Origin of the sequence: Dendrosporobacter quercicolus (genome assembly GCF_900104455.1) — a bacterium.
In the GTDB taxonomy this organism is placed as follows: Bacteria; Bacillota; Negativicutes; order DSM-1736; family Dendrosporobacteraceae; genus Dendrosporobacter; species Dendrosporobacter quercicolus.
This window is the reverse complement of the sequence record NZ_FNHB01000003.1, coordinates 193,896-212,633: the sequence shown is the minus strand read 5'-3', so window position 1 is coordinate 212,633 and position 18,738 is coordinate 193,896. Positions and strand designations below refer to the sequence as shown.

Here is an 18,738-nt window from a genome sequence, read left to right as displayed (position 1 = left end):
CTCCCCCATTAATCAACTAATCACTACAAATAATAATTCGGTTCCTTAACGCTTCCGGCAAAATTCAGGATTTCTAAAATTTTTGAACGCAAACCCAGAAACTCGGGATTGTTGCGCGCCCTGGGTCTGGAAAGCCTGACTTCAATGTGGCTTTCAATTTTGGCCGGCCTTGGCGTCATCACAATCACCCGGTCTGACAGATAAATAGCTTCATCAACATCATGGGTCACCATAATCATGGTTGTCCGCCGTTCCTGCCAGATGCGGATCAATTCATCCTGCATGTTCATCCGGGTGAAAGCATCAAGTGCGCCAAGCGGTTCATCCAACAGCAGCACTTTGGGATGATTGACAAGGGCGCGCGCCAGAGATGCGCGCTGGGCCATGCCGCCGGAAAGCTGATGAGGATACGACTTGTGAAAAGCCGCCAAACCCACCAAATCAATAAATTTATCCACCTCCTGCTTGTTGTCTTTATAAATACTGCGCGCTCTCAGACCAAAAGCAACATTATCATGGACATTCAGCCAGGGAAAGAGCATCGGATTTTGAAACACCAGGCCCCGCTCATAAGACGGCTGGTGGATTTCCTCGCCATCGATGTACAATTTCCCTTCATCCGCCCCGTTCAGGCCGGCAATCAGCCGCAGCAGCGTCGATTTTCCGCAGCCGGAAGGGCCAATAAGCGAAACAAACTCGCCGGCGGCAATGTTGAGGTCAATGCCGCTGAGCGCGACAACATCCGGTGCGTCCTGCTGGGGAAAACGTTTAACCACTCCCTCAACTTTTATTTCCCCTACCATTTGATCACACCCTTCTGCCATACAAGCAGCTGATCGCGCACTTTAAATAATAATGAAATCAGTACGGAGAAAGTAATGGCAATAATAATCAGGCCGGCATATACGTTCGCGTAGGCCATCATTTCCTTCTGCCAGTTGATATACCAGCCAATACCGTTTTTCACGCCCAGCATTTCCGCCGTCATTAAAGTGATAAACGAAGCGCAGGTACCGTTAAACAGGCCAATGAACATATGCGGCATCGCTGCGGGTACGCCAACTCTGAAAATTTGATAATATTTTCCCGCCCCCAGCGTGCTGGACACTTCGAAATAGGCATTTTGCACATTTAAAATGCCGCTGCTGGTCAAAACGGCGGTGGGAAACCATACGGCCAGGGCAATGAGAAAGGCGCTTGCTGAAAAAGTCGTGGGAAAACTAATCAGCACCAGCGGAATCCAGGCCGTGGGAGGAATAGGGCCCAGCGTGCGGATCAGCGGGTTGATCCAATAAGCGGCCCCTTTGCTGAAGCCTACGGCAATTCCGGTGGCAATTCCGGTAATTACCCCAAAAACATAACCGGTAAACAACAGCTTGCCCGAAGATGCCAGACAAAGGGCCAGAAAGGCCCGGTCCTCAACAATAACGCCAATCACTTTATCAAGTGAAGGAAAATAAATGACCGGCAATAAAGCCAGCTTCTTTGTTACAAGGTTCAATAAATTAAGAAATAAAACCGTTACGGCAACAAACAAGCTCTTTTCTTCAATCCAGGCTTTTGCTCTGGCGTTGAAGTAAGATGCTGCCGCGCCAACTGTAAAAACCACCAGAATAATCGCCAGCAGATAAATAAAATATGGCTGTTTGGCGGCAGGATGCTTGCCGGCATTAACGGCAATCACATCGACGGCAATGGCAAATATAGCCGATAATACCGGCAACCAGGTTATAACTAGTTTCCTCATGACGATTTACCCTCTTTCCTGATCATTAAAACCGCTTTTGCCTGCGGCTGCCCGCTTTTAACCCGGACGGACAACCTGCCCGGCTACCGGCAGCATAATACTGCCATCCAAATGACGCCTCCCTCCTCACGCCAGTCATTACTGCCCTAACTAAAAAAGGCTGCATTTTTCTACAGCGCAAGGGACAGCGCTATAGGAAAATACAGCCTCTGATTTTTTATCAGTCAGCAGCATACTACTATTTTGTATATATACTACACGAGTGAATTGACATTGTCAATATGCGTTTTACCCGGAAAATGACAGCTTCCCAAGACCGCTGCAAATACAGGGCGATATGCGCCGGTATATAGTCAGTGTCCTGGGATGCAGCTTCATTCTAGACTGCCAGTCCGGAAAAACGCCTGGTACCGTACTAGTTCTGACTTGCCGTCAGTGCCTGATCCAAATAATATAAAAGATCATCAATATCTTCCAGACCAATGGATAACCGTACTAAATCCTCCGTAACGCCGCTCAGCAATTGTTCGTCAGGCGTTAACTGCTGATGGGTGGTGCTGGCCGGATGAATAACCAGCGATTTGGCATCGCCGACATTGGCTAAGTGGGAGAACAGCGATAGATGATTGATGAAGCTGACGCCTGCTTTTAAGCCGCCCTTTATACCAAAGGTGAGAATGGCGCCCTCGCCCTTGGCGAAATATTTCCGGGCTTTGGCATAGGAAGGACTGCTTTCCAAACCCGGATAGTTCACCCAGTTGACATAGGGATGATTTTCTAAAAATACGGCGACTTTCCGGGCATTTGCAACATGGCGTTCCAGGCGTACCGACAGAGTCTCCAGTCCCTGCAAAAATAAAAAAGCATTGAACGGGCTGATTGCAGCCCCGGTATCGCGCAGCAGACTAACCCGAACTTTAAAGATGTAGGCCGCATTGCCGAATTTTTCGGTATAAGACAGGCCATGATAACTTGGATCAGGCGCTGCCAGTCCGGGAAACTTGCCGTTATCCCAGCTGAAATTCCCTGAATCAACAATTACGCCGCCGATTGAGGTTCCATGTCCCCCCAGAAATTTGGTCGCCGAATGAACCACAATATCGGCGCCCCAGGCAAATGGACGGTGTAAATAAGGTGTGGCAAACGTGCTGTCCACAATGAGCGGGATACCATTTTCGTGGGCTGCTTTGGCTACCTCCTCGACATCCAGAATATCAATTTTGGGGTTGCCGATAATTTCCGCATAGACCGCCTTGGTCGCCGGAGTAATTGCTTTCCGGAAATTTCCGGGATCTTCCGGATCAACAAAATGAACCTTTATCCCCAGCTTGGGCAGGGTATGATGAAACAAATTATAAGTGCCGCCGTACAAGGTCGAGGATGAAACAATTTCATCGCCGGCCTGGGCAATGGTCAGGATGGAATAAGTAATGGCAGCCTGGCCGGAAGCCACCGCCAATGCGCCGACGCCGCCTTCCAACGCGGCAATGCGTTCCTCAAAAACCGACTGGGTCGGATTAATCATCCTGGTATAAGCATAACCGAGCTCATCCAGCGCAAATAGTCTTGCCGCTCTATCGGTATCGCCCAGGACAAAAGAAGTCGTCTGATAAATAGGCACTGCCCTGGCTCCGGTTGCCGGATCAGGCTCCTGCCCGGCATGTAAGGCCAATGTATCAAAACCAAGTTTTCTACCTGTCTGCTCACTCATGTCATCGTTCCTCCTGTGTCCATTTATTATAGGTAAATTTTAGACAAAAAGAGGCTGTATCCCGGACCGGGATACAGCCTCCAGTTTTTCAACCAGCCAGCACAAAAGCAGTATTTTTATCATCGTATACCAACATCTGGCGGGATGGGCGCTCCCGGCAGCACCTTCATTACGCACTGGCCCCTACGGTTGTTGTGTAGATTTTCTCCAACAGAGTAAGCGCGCCGCGATACCCGACATAGGCCCGCGATAAAACCACTTCATAGGAGGATGGAAACCCAACTTCAACAATCGCTCCTTTTAATTCTTTAGCCAAATCCCGTTCCCAGGTAGTCCCGAAGATAATTGGCGGCTTATGACCAAAACTGGTATTGCGTATGATTTGATGAATGCGGTAACTATCTTCCTCAAACCCCACACTGGCGGAAACATCCTCCGCAATATTTTGGTATTGCAGCGCAATCTGCTGACGGTATTCCTCCGGCGGATTCTCCGTAATTATTTGTCGGCTGGGAATCAGGCCAAGCTGGTTTACCAAAAATTTTGTTAAAGCAAGGTTATAGGCGCTGTCGCCGATTACGCTGAACTTAGCTGGCAGACCCCACCAGTATTCCGCATAAAAATCAGAGAAATCTTCCAGATAGCGATAATAGGAAGCTTCCTCCCTGGCAATAAAAGCTTCAGCAACCATAGGGTCAAGTCCGGCGAATGCAACGACCCGGCGCAAAAAAGCGCTGGTTTCCATGGCTCCGATTGGAATTACCGGAACATGCAAAAAGGGCTGTCCATATTTTTCTTCCAGGTGCTGCGCCGTTTGAAGGCCCAGCCAGGGCGACAGCACCAGATTAAACTGCGCCCTGGGGATAGCTTTCCATTCGGAAACGCCCTGCGACTCAGGGCCAAATAATATATTTACTTTAAACCCCACTCCTTCCAAGATCCGTTTTATTTCTGTAAGATCACCCCGCCAGAAGGTATTGTGGTAAGGCAGCAGCGACCAGACATTGATTAATCCAGGCTCGGACGGCCCTTCATAACTGCCGACATACTGGTCGATAATTGCCCTGGCAACCAGCTCATGACCGGTAAAATTATTGCCTTTAAACCCGCCTGTTTCAGCATACACAACCGGCACGCCCTTGCTCCGAAACTCGCTGACCACCGAACCGACGTCATCGCCTACCAGGTCGGAAATACAGCCGGTCAGGACAACAAACAAATCGGCATCAAGAATTTTAAGGGTAGACTCAATCAGCTCCCGCAGCCGGTCAGCGCCGCCGAACACCACCTCGCGCTCGGTGGCGTTTGTGCTTGGCACGACCGATCCGCCGCCATATCCGCCGCCCTGAAAGCCGTTATAAAAGGCGATATTCATGAATTGCTTATCCGCACAGCCAGGACCGCAATGCGTAATGGGAATTACCCCGGGAATGGCCGAGGCGCTGTGCATAGCGGCAATGGAGCAAACATACCGAATCTGCTGAATGGAATTGGTTTTGACTGATTCACCCTCCGGTGCGGCGGTTGTTGAGAAATTTTGTTCAGGCATAACGCTTCTCCTCTCCGGACTCTGGTTGCCGCCTGGCCAGGGCAAAGGGATCTTGTAACTCCAGCCACTCTTTCTTATACGGCAGCTTGACATGAGCCGCCAGATTCTGGTGAAATTTTTTGTGGGCCAGAATATCGAGAATGGATTCACCGAGATTCACCATTCCCTGATAGCCTAACGCATGATGCTCGTCACCCAGCGGCGCTGCCGGAATACCCAGGCGGGACGCCAGCGGCGCCAGACCGTTGTGGCGAATGAGAATAAAATCGGGCTGGACTCTTTGCAGCAGACCGTAAAACTGATACTGCTGACGGTTGCTTACACTGAACGAAGGCACATCGCCATAATTGTCCACCAGGTAGGCCAGCGAGTCCTGTTTGGTATCCTGACTGTCATACACCGGATCATGATGAAAAACTAGCGACCCGTTTACTTCAATGCCCAGTTCCCGCAATACGGCAATCAGCCCGTGCGCATAAGCCGATCCGGTAGCCACGTAGCCTTTTTTGCCTTTCAGCAATTGGCGCAATTCGGCCAGACGCGGCGCAATCCGGGCATGCTCCCTGGCAATATAGCTTTCCGCCTGTTCCTCGCGTCCGGTAACTCTGGCCAGTTCCCGCAGCCAGGCGTCCGTTCCGGCAAAGCCATAAGGCTGCGGCGCTTTGATTTCAGGAACGTCAAACTCCTGCTCCAAGGCCGCGCCCAGATAAGAAGACAATGTATAGCAGAATCCCACGGTGGCCGCGGCTGAGGACATCTTCGCCAGGTCTTCCACGGTAGCCAAATCCACCACATAGTTTACCCTCAGCCCCAGTTCGGCCAGCATTGGCGTAAATACGTCAGTTCCCCATAAATTGATCACATTTACCAGGTCTTCCTGCCTTTGGGGCCGCCGGTCGACAATCTGCCGCAGGATCCCATGCTGGGTTGCGTCAAAACCGGTGCTCCAGTGTTTGGACTTAAACCCTTCACAATGCAGCGGAATGACTGGAATGTTCAGTTCGGCAGTCAGCTGCCCGGCTATACTGTCAACATCATCGCCGATAATGCCGGTTGCACAGGAAGTGCCGATAAAAATCGCTTTGGGGCGGTGCCGCTCCCAGGCATCCCGGATCGACTGTTCCAGCTTTTGCTCACCGCCAAAAATCATATCTTCTTCCTTCAAATTGGTATTGATCATATGCAAATTTTCCACCGGTAAATTCCGCATAGCCAGTCCATTGCGATAAATGGAATTATAGATTACCTGTCCGGCCCCGCAGCCGATGGGCGAGTGCTGTATGAGCACCGCATCCCTTACATGCCCGGCCTGGCATTCCACCATTTGCTCGCTGCAAACCGACCCCTGCGTAAACGGACCCTGCAGTTCACAGATCCGGCGGGCTTTATCGCCGCAGCCCGCCCCGCAGCCCTCAGCCCGGGCGTAGGCCGATTGCCGGGATAAGTCGGACGCCTTGCCGTCCCAGGCAATAATTGTACCTAAACGCTGCTCACGGCTTTCCACCACCGGTGTATCAAGGTTTATCTTCATTCATCTTCCCCCTGTTCCTTCCTGATTCGAAAAAGCAAATTGAGTACCGTCGCCGGAAGTCACGGCTTGCCAAAACCGGAAAACGGCACTGGCTTCGTAATGTATACCGAACACTTTTCATGGGTACAAAAAAAGGCCAATGTTTTCCATAATAAATGGAAAACATTGGCCTCCGGTACACTTGGTCAGCCAGCGGAGTATTGCTACTGCCGCTCAATATTGATTCCGTTGTTAAAACCAATTTAATTTTATCAAAGATGGCTTAATCTGTCAATGAAACCTGTCTGCATTGTTTATAACAGTTAAAAAAAGAAAGGAGCTATCTTAGCGCGACAGCCCCTTCTTGTTACTTCACACTATCCCAAAGTATCTCAGCAATATCTTGGGTTTTAATGGTTTCATCAACATCTTTCAATTTAGTCCCATCTTCCAGCATGGTCAGGCAGTAGGGACAAGCAGTGACAAATAAATTCGCTCCGGTTGCTATGGCCTGTTCGGTCCGTTTGACATTGACGCGCTGGTTGGGTTCCTCTTCCATCCACATCCGGCCGCCGCCGCCGCCGCAACAGAAACCGTTGACTTTACTCTCAATCATCTCTTTGCCCTGCAGGCCGGGGATTGCCGCCAGCACGGCCCGGGGTTCAGCATAAATGTCGTTATATCTCCCCAAATAACAGGAGTCGTGGTAGGTATAGCTGCCGGCAATCGGCGTCTCTGGCTTCAGCTTGCCGGCTTGAACCAGTGATGCCATTAAAGCAGAATGGTGGATAACCTCATAGTTGCCGCCGAATTGAGGATATTCATTTTTAAACGTATTAAAGCAATGCGGACAGGCAGTGATAATCTTCTTCACTCCATAGCTATTCATCGTCTCGATATTCTGCGCAGCCAACGTCTGGTAGAGATATTCGTTGCCCAAACGCCGGGCGGAATCGCCGCAGCAAGTTTCTTCTGTTCCCAGAATAGCAAATGAAGCACCGGCTTTTTGCAGCAGCTTGACAATGACTATAGAAATCTTTTTATTTCTTTCATCAAAGGCGCCGCTGCAACCAGGCCAGTACAGGTATTCTACAGGCTCGCTGTTCGCTAAGGTTGGTACATCCAGCCCCTTGGCCCAGTCAGCCCGGGCCGACCGGCTGATGTTCCAGGGATTGCCGTTAGTTTCCATGCCGCGAAAGGTCAACGCGAGTTCATGCGGGAAATTACTTTCCAGCATCACCAAATTACGCCGCAGATCAACAATTTTCGGTACATGCTCGACAAACACCGGACACTGTTCCTCGCAAGAGCCGCAGGTCGTACAAGCCCATACCGTCTCTTCAGCAATGACCTCAGGCACAATCGGCTGACTCAGCGCCGCTGCATCCTGTTCGCCTCCCTTTAACAAAAGACGGCCTTTGGCATCAAGATGTTTCTTCAGATCTTGGGTAAATTTCTTGGGTGATAACGCCTTGCCGGTTAGATAGGCGGGACAGCGGTCCTGGCAACGGCCGCAGCGAATACAGGCATCGCCATCTAAAAGCTGCTTCCAGGTAAATTGCTGAATCTCATTAACGCCAAACTGTTCCGCAGTTTCGTCTTCCATGTCAAGCGGACTCAGACTTTGCGCCGCTCGCCCTTTAGCGAGGATCTGATTCAGCGGACCGGTGATCAGATGAAATAGTTTAGAATAAGGAATATAGGCGATCATACCGAAGCTCAGCAGCAAGTGAATCCACCAGACAAGGCGGTGAGCTGTACGCAGACCTGCTGCATCTGAACCGGAAAATAAGGCGGCAACAGCTGCGCCGACAGGGTTCCAGACCAGCCAGGGATCGCCGGCAAAGGCAATCCGCAGACCTTCCAGCAGGAAACCGGTTACAAAAATGGCGCCAATCAGCAGTAATGAGATGAGATCATCAGGCGTATTGTCGATTCCTTCCGGTTTATTGCCATAGCGGCGCCAAAGTGCCATGCCGATAGCGATCATCGCGCCCAATCCGAGTAAATCCATGATTAAAGACAGCAAAAGATAATACGCGCCCTGAAACAACGGAATGTTTAAATCTGTCGTAACCGCAATCGACAACGTTCCGAGCGTAAACGCAGCAAATGACCAAAAGAAAAACCAGTGCATGACTCCGGGATACGTATCCCGTAAAATGCGCAGGTGGCCAAAGGTTTGAAGAAAAAAGCGAATCAGTCCGCGTTTGCCGTGTTTTAGCCGATCCTCAGGCACACCGAGCTGCCAAAACCGGTAACGGTCATATACCCCTTTAGCAAAAATTGCCAACGCAACCACCATCAGAAGATACATGAATAAATTACTGCTTTGGTACATATCCAGTTGTCTAGAAGCAGTCAAATACAACACCATCCTTTGTTATTATTCACTCAACTTTCGCAGTTCAAAGGAGGCAGTAAAGCCCTGATATAACTGGGCAAAGCTGCAAACCAGTGAGTCAGTTGACTTTTTATTAGTTTGGCAAGAGAGGCTTTCGCCGACTTCAACGCGCTATTGACAATCGTAAGTAGCTGCCGCAAGGCAATCGTCCAATCAAGGCAACATACTTCATCACAGGTAGTAAAGAACAGTTCTCCTAACCATCGCGGGTCTGTACTCTGACAATGTTGCCAAGCCAGTAGGATGATGTAGCGGGGGTGAAGACAATGGTGGTATGGCTATCAGCAAGTCGTAAGAACGTCCTTGAAACTCTTTTTGCAGACACAGCAGAGACTTGGCGCACTTAAAAACGTCTCGATCTCCCATCGCATCCCATAAATACAAATGATTTCATCCTCGCTGAATGTCCAGTCAGTTGATAGTAAGGGCTAACCACTCTTTCTTTGTGCCGCGCCGCCTGACGAAGACGAATTTTATACGAATACCAGGAACTAAGTGAGTGGTGATACTGTTGAGTTATGAAAAATAAGACACTCTTGCTTTTTGAAACAAAAACACTTCCACATAAGCCTAATTTCAACCCTGCGCCGACTTAAACATCCTCCCACAGCAACATCGCAGAATCTGAACCAAATAAGTTTAAACTGTTTCTTGTGCCGGCTCACTCATTTTCGCCTCCTTTAGCTTTACAAAAGTACAGACGATAAAAAACAACCTTTCTATCATCTGTTGTTTACTTCCTTACTCAAATTTACTATACTTTCCAACTTATAACAATTTACTGTTTATGAAATATCTAACAATTGTAAATATTAATTAAATAATAATTTTTTTCTTTAGTATTACTAATCAATTGCTGTAGTAAGGAAATCTTCTTTTTGTCAATTTCTTGGCTGCTGTAATTTAAGCATTGCAAAAAGCCAGGCGCTTACACGCCCGGCTTTTTATAAATTAGTTTTGTTCCACGAAGATGACTATTTGAAAAAACGGCTAAAGCTGGGATATAGGCGGAGAATATCTTTGCATTCGCCGCGAACGGGTTTTGCCTGCTGATAGAGAGTGTGTAGATCACGCGGTGCTCACCAAATTCATAGCGCTGACGCCCCGCTTTCACCATACCGATGACATGTAGCCCCCGATCACAAATCGCGTTGATCAGCGGAGCATGAGTAAACCAGCATCCATCAGGATATACGAAGCCTCAACACCTGCAGCAAGCGCGCGGTCGATCACAGTCGGAGCCGGCAGGAACGCTTCTTTGCGACGACGATAGCCGCAGGTTCGTTTATCGATTTGGTCTGATACGCCTTATAGAAGCAATTTCGTGCATGGTCATGAAATCGAGCCAGCATCTCTACCTTTTTGCTACGGTTACGTTCGTACATCGAATCATCAATAATTAGTACTACCGTTGTTCTTTGGATTTCGATTATATGGAATCCGTTCTTTTTAATCCTCAGCTTTTTTCATGAACATGCCCTGTCTCCCTAATAATTATAGCTGGCTTTTATCCATACCGTACGGCCTGGCTCGTTAATTCTAAACGAAGAAGCAATGTCCAGCGCCGGTATTGCCACCCCTGAGCGGCTAATAAATTCGGCGTAATTTTTATCAAAGATATTGTCCACCCCGGCGGCAACTGTTACCCGGCTGGCAGCCTGATAAGCAATACTGGCGGAAAGAATGCCGAAGCCGCTGCTTGCACCAAGATCATACCCAATCTCACTGCCGCTGTTTAAGTCGTAACGGTTTTGCGCCTGAACGCCGCGCCATAGCAGACCGGCTTCCACCTTTTCATGCTTGTATTTTAAGCCCAGCCTCCCTTCCAGCGGCGGAATTTGGGCTAAGGGCTTATGTTCGGTCTGGTTATTGCCGCGAACATAGGCAAGTGAAGCTGTAGCCGTCCAGCGATGATCCAGCGGATAAATCAGCTCGACTTCTCCCCCATAAAGTGATGCATCAATATTTTGCGCCGTTGATTTTTGATTTTTAAATAAGATAAAGTCATTAATATTGGCGTAAAACAACGCCAAGCTGGCGCTAAGTCTGCCGGAGCGATAAATAAGCCCGGTGTCAAGCTGGGTGTTCTTTTCCGGTTTCAGATAGAAATTGACTCTCCGTTCCCAATAATCAGCCGGCCTTTGCGCATGCCCTAGGCCGATATACGAGGTAACCGGTGCATTGGCATAATCATATTCATAACGCAGAAAGGCGCCATACGTCCGGTCATGCCCCTTTTCCGCCGTTTTTTCATTCTTTACCCTTAGGCTATCGGTTCTTACTCCCGCCAGCAGCCGGCTGCTGGTGTCCAACCGGCGTTTAAACTCGCCGAACACCCCTTCATTGGTGAAGGTTAGATCACGGGCCATTCCTGCCGTATAAGCCGGCTTTCCCATCATCGCCATGGCCATTCGTCCGGCGTGTTTATTTCTCTGATAATCAATTCCGACCGTTGCCGTAGTCGCTTCTCCTAAAGCTAAATCTGCGGCCAAACGCCCGCCGTTTGTTGTCCGGTCAACTTCCATTGCCATATTCATCATGGATGAGTTAGGTCGCAATGAATAGTTATCCATCACATGATCGACATAATTATGAAAGGCTTGAAACTCTAAATTGCTAATCAATGGGGATATATTCTTCTTGCTGAATTTAAAGGTATAATCGTTACGGTCAAATTTGGGGCCGTCCATTGCTCTTCCGCTATAAGCAGCTTCGGCATCACTGGTGTCTGCGGTAAATTCATATAGCGTGCCGGGTTCAGGCGTCCAGCCGAAAATACCGGTCAAGCTTTGCCTTGTATAAAAGGAATGAACCTTATTGCCGTTACCGTCATTATAATCATGGGCGTTTGACCTCGTTTTGATGATCCGCACATAACCCCTGGGATCGCCGGCCGTAACATCCAGCAATTCATCATCACGGCCGGCGCTGCCTAATAGCACGCTGCTGCTTACCCTGACTTCAGGCTGATCAAAAAGCGGAGTGTCTCTGGCAAAATAGATTGTTCCGGCGACATTGCCCCCGCCGTATTTCACTGTCTCCGGCCCTTTCAGAACGGTAATCCGGTTGTAAGCCTCAGGAAAAACATAAGACGTTGTCGGGTCCATCCGGCCCGGGCAGGCGCCAAACTGATACGCGCCATTCAACAAAACATTAAGCCGCGTTCCACCCAGTCCCCGGAAAACCGGATCGCCGCCTGTTCCCCCCTGCCTCGCTGCTGAAAACCCGGGAATATTTTTCAAATACCCGCCGCCGTCAGCCGCCGGGACAGGCAGCCTGGGCGACTTAGGATCGGTTTCCACCGTCAAAGGCTCACTGACCACCGGGGCAGTAACAACAATTTCGTCCAGCCAAAAGGTAATCTTGTCCTCATCCTCTGCCGCCAAGGCTGACTGAGCGCCGGTTGTTGCCGCCGATAACAGAATTAACGAGGAAACAACAAATGTTCGTACTTGATTCATCAGATCATCATCCTTATTATTTTTATAACAAATAAAAAGAAAAGGCCAATATTTCTTCTACTTCAAAAAACAGAGAAATATTGGCCTTTAGGGGAGCTGCCTAACCAGCCTGATTCAAATTGGCTATTTTTAACGAAACTGACCTTACGACAATTGAATAGAATTTCTGCTTCTTATTATCAATATTTAACAACTTTTTGTCTATCGTCTCACAGTACTATTTTAGCTGGCTCAAAGTACTGTTAAAACGCTCTCTATGCTTCATCTGCTATTCAGCGAATTCATCAATATTGACAAATCGCCCATTTAATATTACAGTCATATTGATTAATCAGCTTGACCTGTCAGGGGGGAAAGGGAATGAATATCACCAGAATGAAATGGCTGGCGGCTTTAGTCCCGGCAATATGCATCGGCCTGTTTGAATTTGCCAGGCATGAATTTTTGCACGTTGTTTCAATGGAATGGGGCAATGTTCTGGTTGCGGCTTTAACCGGCTTACTGTTTGTGCTGTTTTCCCACGGTATTTTTGCCTTGATGGAAAACCTGTACGGAAAACTGCAGCAGGAAAAACGAGAGACAGCGGTTTTGCAGGAGCGTTACCGGATCGCCCGGAATTTGCACGACAGTATAGCCCAGGCTTTATTCTTTATGAACGTCAAAACCATCGAAATCGCAGCCGCCTGCCAGAACCGTCAGGAGCTTCTGCCGGCAATTAAAGAATTGCAGGAAGCGATTAAACTGACCGATACCGAAATCCGGCAGCATATTTTTTCCTTGCAGGCAGTGACACAGCCCAATGATAATTTTGATCTTGCAGCAGCCATACAAGTTCATTTACAGCAATACGAAGCGCAGACCGGCGCAACAACAAAATTAACAAAAAACTGCAGCAGCCTGGCTAAATTCAGTCCTTACGAACGCCGGCAGCTTTTTCATATCTTTCAGGAACTGTTATTCAACATCCGTAAGCATGCCGAGGCTACTCAGGTAAGTATCAGCTTAAAGGAAAATGACCAAGGATTTTCAATGGAAATTGCCGATAACGGCAAAGGATTTGCCGCGGAAAACCTGCAGCAAAAAAAGTCATCGTTTGGTTACAAAATTTTAGAACAGGATATACAGTCAATTGGCGCTGACCTTAAGCTTACAAGCGTTCCGGGAACTGGAACCACAGTAACTGTCCTGCTCCAAGACAGCAGAAGTGAGGTGATAGTATGACAATCAAAGTACTCATCGTTGACGACCACCTTTTGTCACGCAAAGGAATAGCCAGTATTCTCTCCGCCAACGCCCTCTTTGAAATTGCCGGGGAAGCTACCAGCGGAGCGGAAGCGCTGGAAAAAGCCAAATCCCTGATGCCTGATCTCATCCTCATGGATATTCGCATGCCAGGCGGTGACGGACTGGAAGCTACCCGTCTGATTAAAAGCGCCATGCCGCATATTAAAATAATTATTCTCAGCGTCTCGGATGATGTTCAGGACTTTTTTGAAGCAATCAAACGGGGGGCACAGGGCTATTTGCTCAAAAATATGGAGCCGGAATACTGGCTGGATTACATCCTCAGTATCGCCCAGGGCGAAGCTCCGATTTCGCGGGTACTGGCGGCCAAAATTCTGCAGGAGTTTTCGGTGCAAAAAGCAGCTGAGTTTGACAGCAGGCTGTCTGAACGGGAAAAAGAGGTCTTGCAGCTAATCAGCCAGGGGCTTGGCAACAAAGAAATCAGTGAAAAATTATACATCAGTGAAAGCACGGTTAAAAACCATCTGCGTAATATCCTGGATAAACTGCATCTGCAAAACCGGATGCAATTGATTGCTTTTGCGTATCAGCATGGCCTGGCAGGCAACTAAATGAAAAAATCAGCCATTAAGCAATGAGCAAAACGGCTGACTTTTGTTTATTTTTCCCGGTTACCCCCGTTATGCCCGCTTTGCCGGAGGCGGCGTGCTCATCTCCACCGGCGCACCGGTAAAACCGGTTGCAGCATAATGTTCAATAATGCCTTTATCCGCCGGAAAGGCCATTTCCGGCAGCGGCCCGGCCAAAGAAAACCAGCTTACAGCCGCAATATCGTCGCCAGGACATAATTCTCCTCCGGTTATTTCGGCCAGTAATACAATAACCAGCGTATGTAAATCAGGCAGTAAAAAATTAGTGATTACACTAAGAATACCCCGGATGGAGACAACCAGCCCGGTTTCCTCCCTGACCTCACGCCGGGCGGCAGTAAGAAAATCTTCATTAAACTCAATAAAACCACCCGGCAGGCACCACAACCCCCCCTTAAGCGCCTTCGCCGCCCGCTGCCCCAGCAGCACCTGCTTATTATTGACAATCAGCACAGAAACAGCCGGCGACGGGTTTTTGTACTGTACAAAACCGCATCTCGGACATACCGGCCGCAATTGGCCGCCTTCAGTTTTTTCAGTACATTTTGTCCTGCACATCGGACAATAAGTAAATAAATTGCCAGAGTGCTTGTTGTCAAAACTATACTCGGAGAAAACCTGTGTTACTTTCATACGAATACTCAAATCCCCTTTAAATTAACTTGGCTCTCAGCTGCCGGACATCCCGCTGTGCCTGTCTTGTTTACAGCGGGATCACCGCCGTTATTCTTTTGCTTGCCGGACGGACACGCAAAATTCTCCGTCTCTGCCAACAGCCACCGGTACGTAGCGGCAGCAAAAGGCAGACTCCTGCAAAATATTCAATCCGCTGGCTATTTCCCGCGGTAAAGCAATGCCAATAAATGATAAATGGTCTGCCGCCCGCCAAATGGCCTGTTAACATTTTTCATCGCTCCGGCTCCTCTTTATTTTCGGCCGGAAGTTTACAAATTCCTTTGCAGCAATGCAATTACTTCAGCTGACGGATAAACATGTTTTTTCATACTGGCTGAAAAACATGTGCTTATATCTTCCCTTTTGAGATCAGAGCTGGGCTGAAGCAGAAATATGATCGGCAACGTTCCCCCCGGTGGCGGGAGGCTTTGTCACAATTTGCTCGCCTTGCAGCAATTCCCATATTTTATGCCTGAACCAGCCGAATTCCGCCGAAGAACGCACACTGTTGTCCCGGGGCCGCGGCAGGTCGATCTCCACAATCTCCTTAAGTGTTCCGGGATTAGCGGTCATTACCGCTACCCTGTCCGCTAAAAATACAGCTTCATCAATTCCATGAGTAACAAAAATTACCGTCTTATCCGTTTTACCCCAGATTCGCAGCAATTCTTCCTGCAGTATTTCCCTGGTTTGGGCATCAAGAGCGGCAAAGGGTTCATCCATCAACAGCACCTCCGGATCATAGGCCAGAGCCCGGGCAATTGCTACCCGCTGTTTCATCCCGCCGGATAACTCATGCGGGTAGCGTTCGGCAAATTTTTCCAGTCCGACCAATTCAATGTAGCGCCTGCTAATTTCCTTTCGTTCCCTGGCGGGAATTTTTTTTATTTCCAGACCGAACTCGACATTCTTCTGTACTGTCCGCCAGGGAAATAAAGCATAACCCTGCATAACAATACCCCGGTCTAAAGCCGGGCCGGTAATGAGTTTACCATCAATCAGAATCTCACCGGCATTCGGCTTGGTCAGCCCGGCGACCATATCCAAAAAAGTAGATTTTCCACAACCGCTGGGACCGACAATTGCCAGAAACTCACCTTGTCTTACGGTTAAGTCAAATTGCTTGAGCGCCACAAATTCAGTAAAGCCGCTGCCGTCAGTTTGTTTTATCTTGTAAGTCTGGCGGATATTGCGGGCAACAATTTTCACTTTTTCCTGCACTGCCGAAACCTCAGATGAATGATTAGCCATACCAAAAACCTCCTGTTTTTTTATGCTCAGGCCTCAGCGTTCATGAAACCTGCCCCGGTAATTAATGATCCTGAAATAAAACCGTACTGATATAGCGTTCGCCGGTGTCAGGCAATACAGCCACAATCAGCTTACCGTCATTTTCAGGACGCTTGGCGATCTGCAGTGCTGCAAAAGCCGCCGCCCCGGACGAAATGCCAACCAGAATGCCTTCTTCCCTGGCCAGCCGCTGGGCAGTTTCCACTGCTTCTTCATTTTTCACTTTAAATATTTCATCAACAATAGCCAAATTCAGCACATTAGGAACAAACCCGGCGCCAATGCCTTGAATCTTATGCGGTCCCGGCTGTCCGCCTGAAAGCACCGGCGAGCTAAACGGCTCGACCGCAACAATCTGAATATCCGGATTGCGGCTTTTAAGAATTTCCCCGATTCCGGTAATTGTTCCTCCCGTTCCAACTCCGCCAACGACAAGATCGACCTGCCCATTGGTATCCTCCCAGATTTCCTCGGCAGTGGTAGCGCGATGAATTGCCGGATTAGCGGCGTTATTAAACTGCTGGGGAATAAATGAATTAGGGGTTTGCGCCGCAAGCTCCTCGGCTTTGCGTACAGCGCCTTTCATTCCTTCGGCCCCTGGCGTCAGTACCAGTTCCGCGCCATATACTTTCAGCAAACTGCGCCGTTCAACACTCATGGTATCAGGCATTGTCAAAATCAGCCGGTAACCGCGGGCGGCGGCAATAAAAGCCAAAGCGATTCCGGTATTGCCGCTGGTTGGTTCAATTAGGACCGTATCTTTGCCGATTAAGCCCTGTTCCTCAGCCGCCTTGATCATGCTAAAGCCAATCCTGTCTTTTACACTGCCGCCGGGATTAAACAATTCCAGCTTAACAACAACATTCGCTTTTCCAGCCTCATTGACTCTGCTCAGCTTGAGCAAAGGGGTGCCGCCAATTAAATCGGTTATACTATTGGCAATTTTAGACATATAAACCACTCCCCGTTATAAATTCATTGATCAGGCGTTTCCTTCATCGATATAAGAAAAGGCGTCTTTTTCATACCAGCTTTCAAAATATGGCAGTTTAACATTGGCCCCCAGATTCCGGTTGAAGGAAGGATTGCGCAAAATCCGCGCTAAACGGCGCGCCACCTCAAAGATGCCGGTATAGCCCAAAAACAACTGACTTGGCTGAAATAATGGCAGCACCGGGATGCCCTGCTTGGCGGCCCAGACATTCGTTCCGACATGCCCCATATACAGATCAGGTTTGAGATTGGCGTTTAAATTGGCCTGCTCAAACGGCTGACCGGTAGCCACATTAAACGGAACCTGCTGCACAACTTCCTGCTCGCCCAGCATTTCATCACCAAACTGATCATAGTGGTAAGCTCTTAGCCCGACCACCTCAAGACCTAAATAAGTCAAAAGTTCGGCATTGGCGACCACGCGGATCTCACCGCCGCCGATCAGCACCTTTTTGCCTTTAAAGATTTCCCGGTAAGGCTCCAATGCCTCTTCCAGCAGCTTGACTTCCTGATCAATAAAACGCTGGGCTTCCTCTTCGATGCCAAAAAACCGGGCAATATCCATTACCCAGCGATTGGTGTACTTAACGCCGATGGGAATGGTCCGTAAAATGAACGGGATATTGTGCTTTTCTTTTAAATGCTCAACAAAATAATCATCATGGGTTGCACAAATACTGACATTCAGCGCCGCCTGGGTAGCCTGATAAAAATCGTCGGGGTGAGCGTAACAGGGCAAAATATTTAAATTCAGGTCCAGTGCCTTTAAAATACGGACAAGCTCATATTCATCAATCCGGCTCATGGAAGAAACATTCAAAACGTTAACCGTCCGGCTGGCGCGGTACTTTTCTTTAAGCAATTCCAGTTCATCTTCCTCACTGCGTACTTCCCGTTCACGGTTATCCATCAAATTGCGCAAAATGCCGTGATACACTGCGTCATACGCGCTGGCCTGGATTTTGGTTTTAAATCCTTCACAATGAACCGGCACAATCCGGGCGGATACTTCCTGCTGCGCCTGTTCGACCACACTGTCCACATCATCGCCGATAATTGCCGGAACGCAGCTATTGACAATGACAATAGCACTGGGGCGAAATTCTTTTTCAGCATAGAGAATAGCCTCCCGTAAGTTGGCTTCGCCGCCGTTGATTACTTCATTTTCACCTAGATTGGTATTTACCCATAACAGCCCCTTGGAGCCGCTGTCCCGCAATTGCTTGAAGCCTTTGTTGACGCCGGCCTGGGACAGGCTGCCGCCGCCGCAGCCGATCGGCCCGTGAACAATCACCACCGCATCGCGAATGGTATTGATAATTGCCAGGCTTAAATTCAGCTGGCATCCCTGCGTCTGCGAGAATTTTCTTTTAATCCCGTTGAGGCAGCCCTTTTTCGATTTTTCCACAAGCTTATCGGAGGAACCGCCATAGGCATTGCAAGCCCGTAACCGTTCCTCGCGCACCGGCGGCGTTTTTTCACTGATATAATCCATTATATATT

14 protein-coding genes are annotated in these 18,738 nt (G+C 48.8%); 2 read left to right on the top strand and 12 right to left on the bottom strand.

What is annotated here, in order from left to right:
* Window positions 1-23: 23 nt before the first annotated feature.
* The 8 genes from BLR06_RS09050 to BLR06_RS09020 form a co-directional block, all read right to left on the bottom strand.
* Window positions 24-803, bottom strand: a complete 780-nt coding sequence (locus BLR06_RS09050) for an ABC transporter ATP-binding protein (RefSeq protein ID WP_092071682.1) — start codon at window positions 801-803, stop codon at window positions 24-26.
* The gene (locus BLR06_RS09045) at window positions 797-1,747 is read right to left on the bottom strand and encodes an ABC transporter permease (RefSeq protein ID WP_092071679.1); all 951 of its coding nucleotides are present in this window, start codon (window positions 1,745-1,747) and stop codon (window positions 797-799) included. Before BLR06_RS09045 ends, BLR06_RS09050 begins: the two co-directional genes overlap by 7 nt.
* 415 nt (window positions 1,748-2,162) lie before the next feature.
* Window positions 2,163-3,458 (bottom strand): O-acetylhomoserine aminocarboxypropyltransferase/cysteine synthase family protein, encoded by a 1,296-nt coding sequence (locus tag BLR06_RS09040; protein WP_092071676.1) that lies wholly within the window; start codon window positions 3,456-3,458, stop codon window positions 2,163-2,165.
* Between the two features lie 169 nt (window positions 3,459-3,627).
* Window positions 3,628-5,007 (bottom strand): nitrogenase component 1, encoded by a 1,380-nt coding sequence (locus tag BLR06_RS09035; protein WP_092071673.1) that lies wholly within the window; start codon window positions 5,005-5,007, stop codon window positions 3,628-3,630.
* A complete protein-coding gene (locus BLR06_RS09030; RefSeq protein ID WP_092071670.1) occupies window positions 5,000-6,538 on the bottom strand; it encodes a nitrogenase component 1 in 1,539 nt (512 codons plus the stop codon). The genes BLR06_RS09035 and BLR06_RS09030 overlap by 8 nt, the downstream gene beginning before the upstream one ends.
* A gap of 346 nt (window positions 6,539-6,884) precedes the next feature.
* Window positions 6,885-8,882, bottom strand: a complete 1,998-nt coding sequence (locus tag BLR06_RS09025) for a heterodisulfide reductase-related iron-sulfur binding cluster (RefSeq protein ID WP_217636869.1) — start codon at window positions 8,880-8,882, stop codon at window positions 6,885-6,887.
* A gap of 967 nt (window positions 8,883-9,849) precedes the next feature.
* Complete coding sequence (locus BLR06_RS19230; protein ID WP_139164474.1) at window positions 9,850-10,038, bottom strand: hypothetical protein; 189 nt, start codon at window positions 10,036-10,038, stop codon at window positions 9,850-9,852.
* Between the two features lie 370 nt (window positions 10,039-10,408).
* Window positions 10,409-12,382, bottom strand: a complete 1,974-nt coding sequence (locus tag BLR06_RS09020) for a TonB-dependent copper receptor (protein ID WP_092071664.1) — start codon at window positions 12,380-12,382, stop codon at window positions 10,409-10,411.
* 360 nt (window positions 12,383-12,742) lie between these two features.
* Here BLR06_RS09020 and BLR06_RS09015 point away from each other — a divergent pair, with 360 nt between their 5' ends.
* Both BLR06_RS09015 and BLR06_RS09010 read left to right on the top strand, forming a co-directional pair.
* A complete protein-coding gene (locus BLR06_RS09015) occupies window positions 12,743-13,603 on the top strand; it encodes a sensor histidine kinase (protein WP_092071661.1) in 861 nt (286 codons plus the stop codon).
* Window positions 13,600-14,238, top strand: a complete 639-nt coding sequence (locus tag BLR06_RS09010; protein ID WP_092071659.1) for a response regulator — start codon at window positions 13,600-13,602, stop codon at window positions 14,236-14,238. The genes BLR06_RS09015 and BLR06_RS09010 overlap by 4 nt, the downstream gene beginning before the upstream one ends.
* A 69-nt stretch (window positions 14,239-14,307) precedes the next feature.
* Here the strand turns inward: BLR06_RS09010 and BLR06_RS09005 are convergent, their stop codons facing one another.
* The 4 genes from BLR06_RS09005 to BLR06_RS08985 form a co-directional block, all read right to left on the bottom strand.
* A complete protein-coding gene (locus BLR06_RS09005) occupies window positions 14,308-14,910 on the bottom strand; it encodes an NUDIX hydrolase (RefSeq protein WP_092071656.1) in 603 nt (200 codons plus the stop codon).
* 411 nt (window positions 14,911-15,321) lie between these two features.
* Window positions 15,322-16,203 (bottom strand): ABC transporter ATP-binding protein, encoded by an 882-nt coding sequence (locus BLR06_RS08995; protein ID WP_092071650.1) that lies wholly within the window; start codon window positions 16,201-16,203, stop codon window positions 15,322-15,324.
* Between the two features lie 61 nt (window positions 16,204-16,264).
* On the bottom strand, window positions 16,265-17,194 hold the full coding sequence (cysK, locus tag BLR06_RS08990; RefSeq protein WP_092071647.1) for a cysteine synthase A: 930 nt from the start codon (window positions 17,192-17,194) through the stop codon (window positions 16,265-16,267).
* A 30-nt stretch (window positions 17,195-17,224) separates the two neighbouring features.
* The gene (locus tag BLR06_RS08985; RefSeq protein WP_092071644.1) at window positions 17,225-18,730 is read right to left on the bottom strand and encodes a nitrogenase component 1; all 1,506 of its coding nucleotides are present in this window, start codon (window positions 18,728-18,730) and stop codon (window positions 17,225-17,227) included.
* Between the last annotated feature and the right edge of the window lie 8 nt (window positions 18,731-18,738).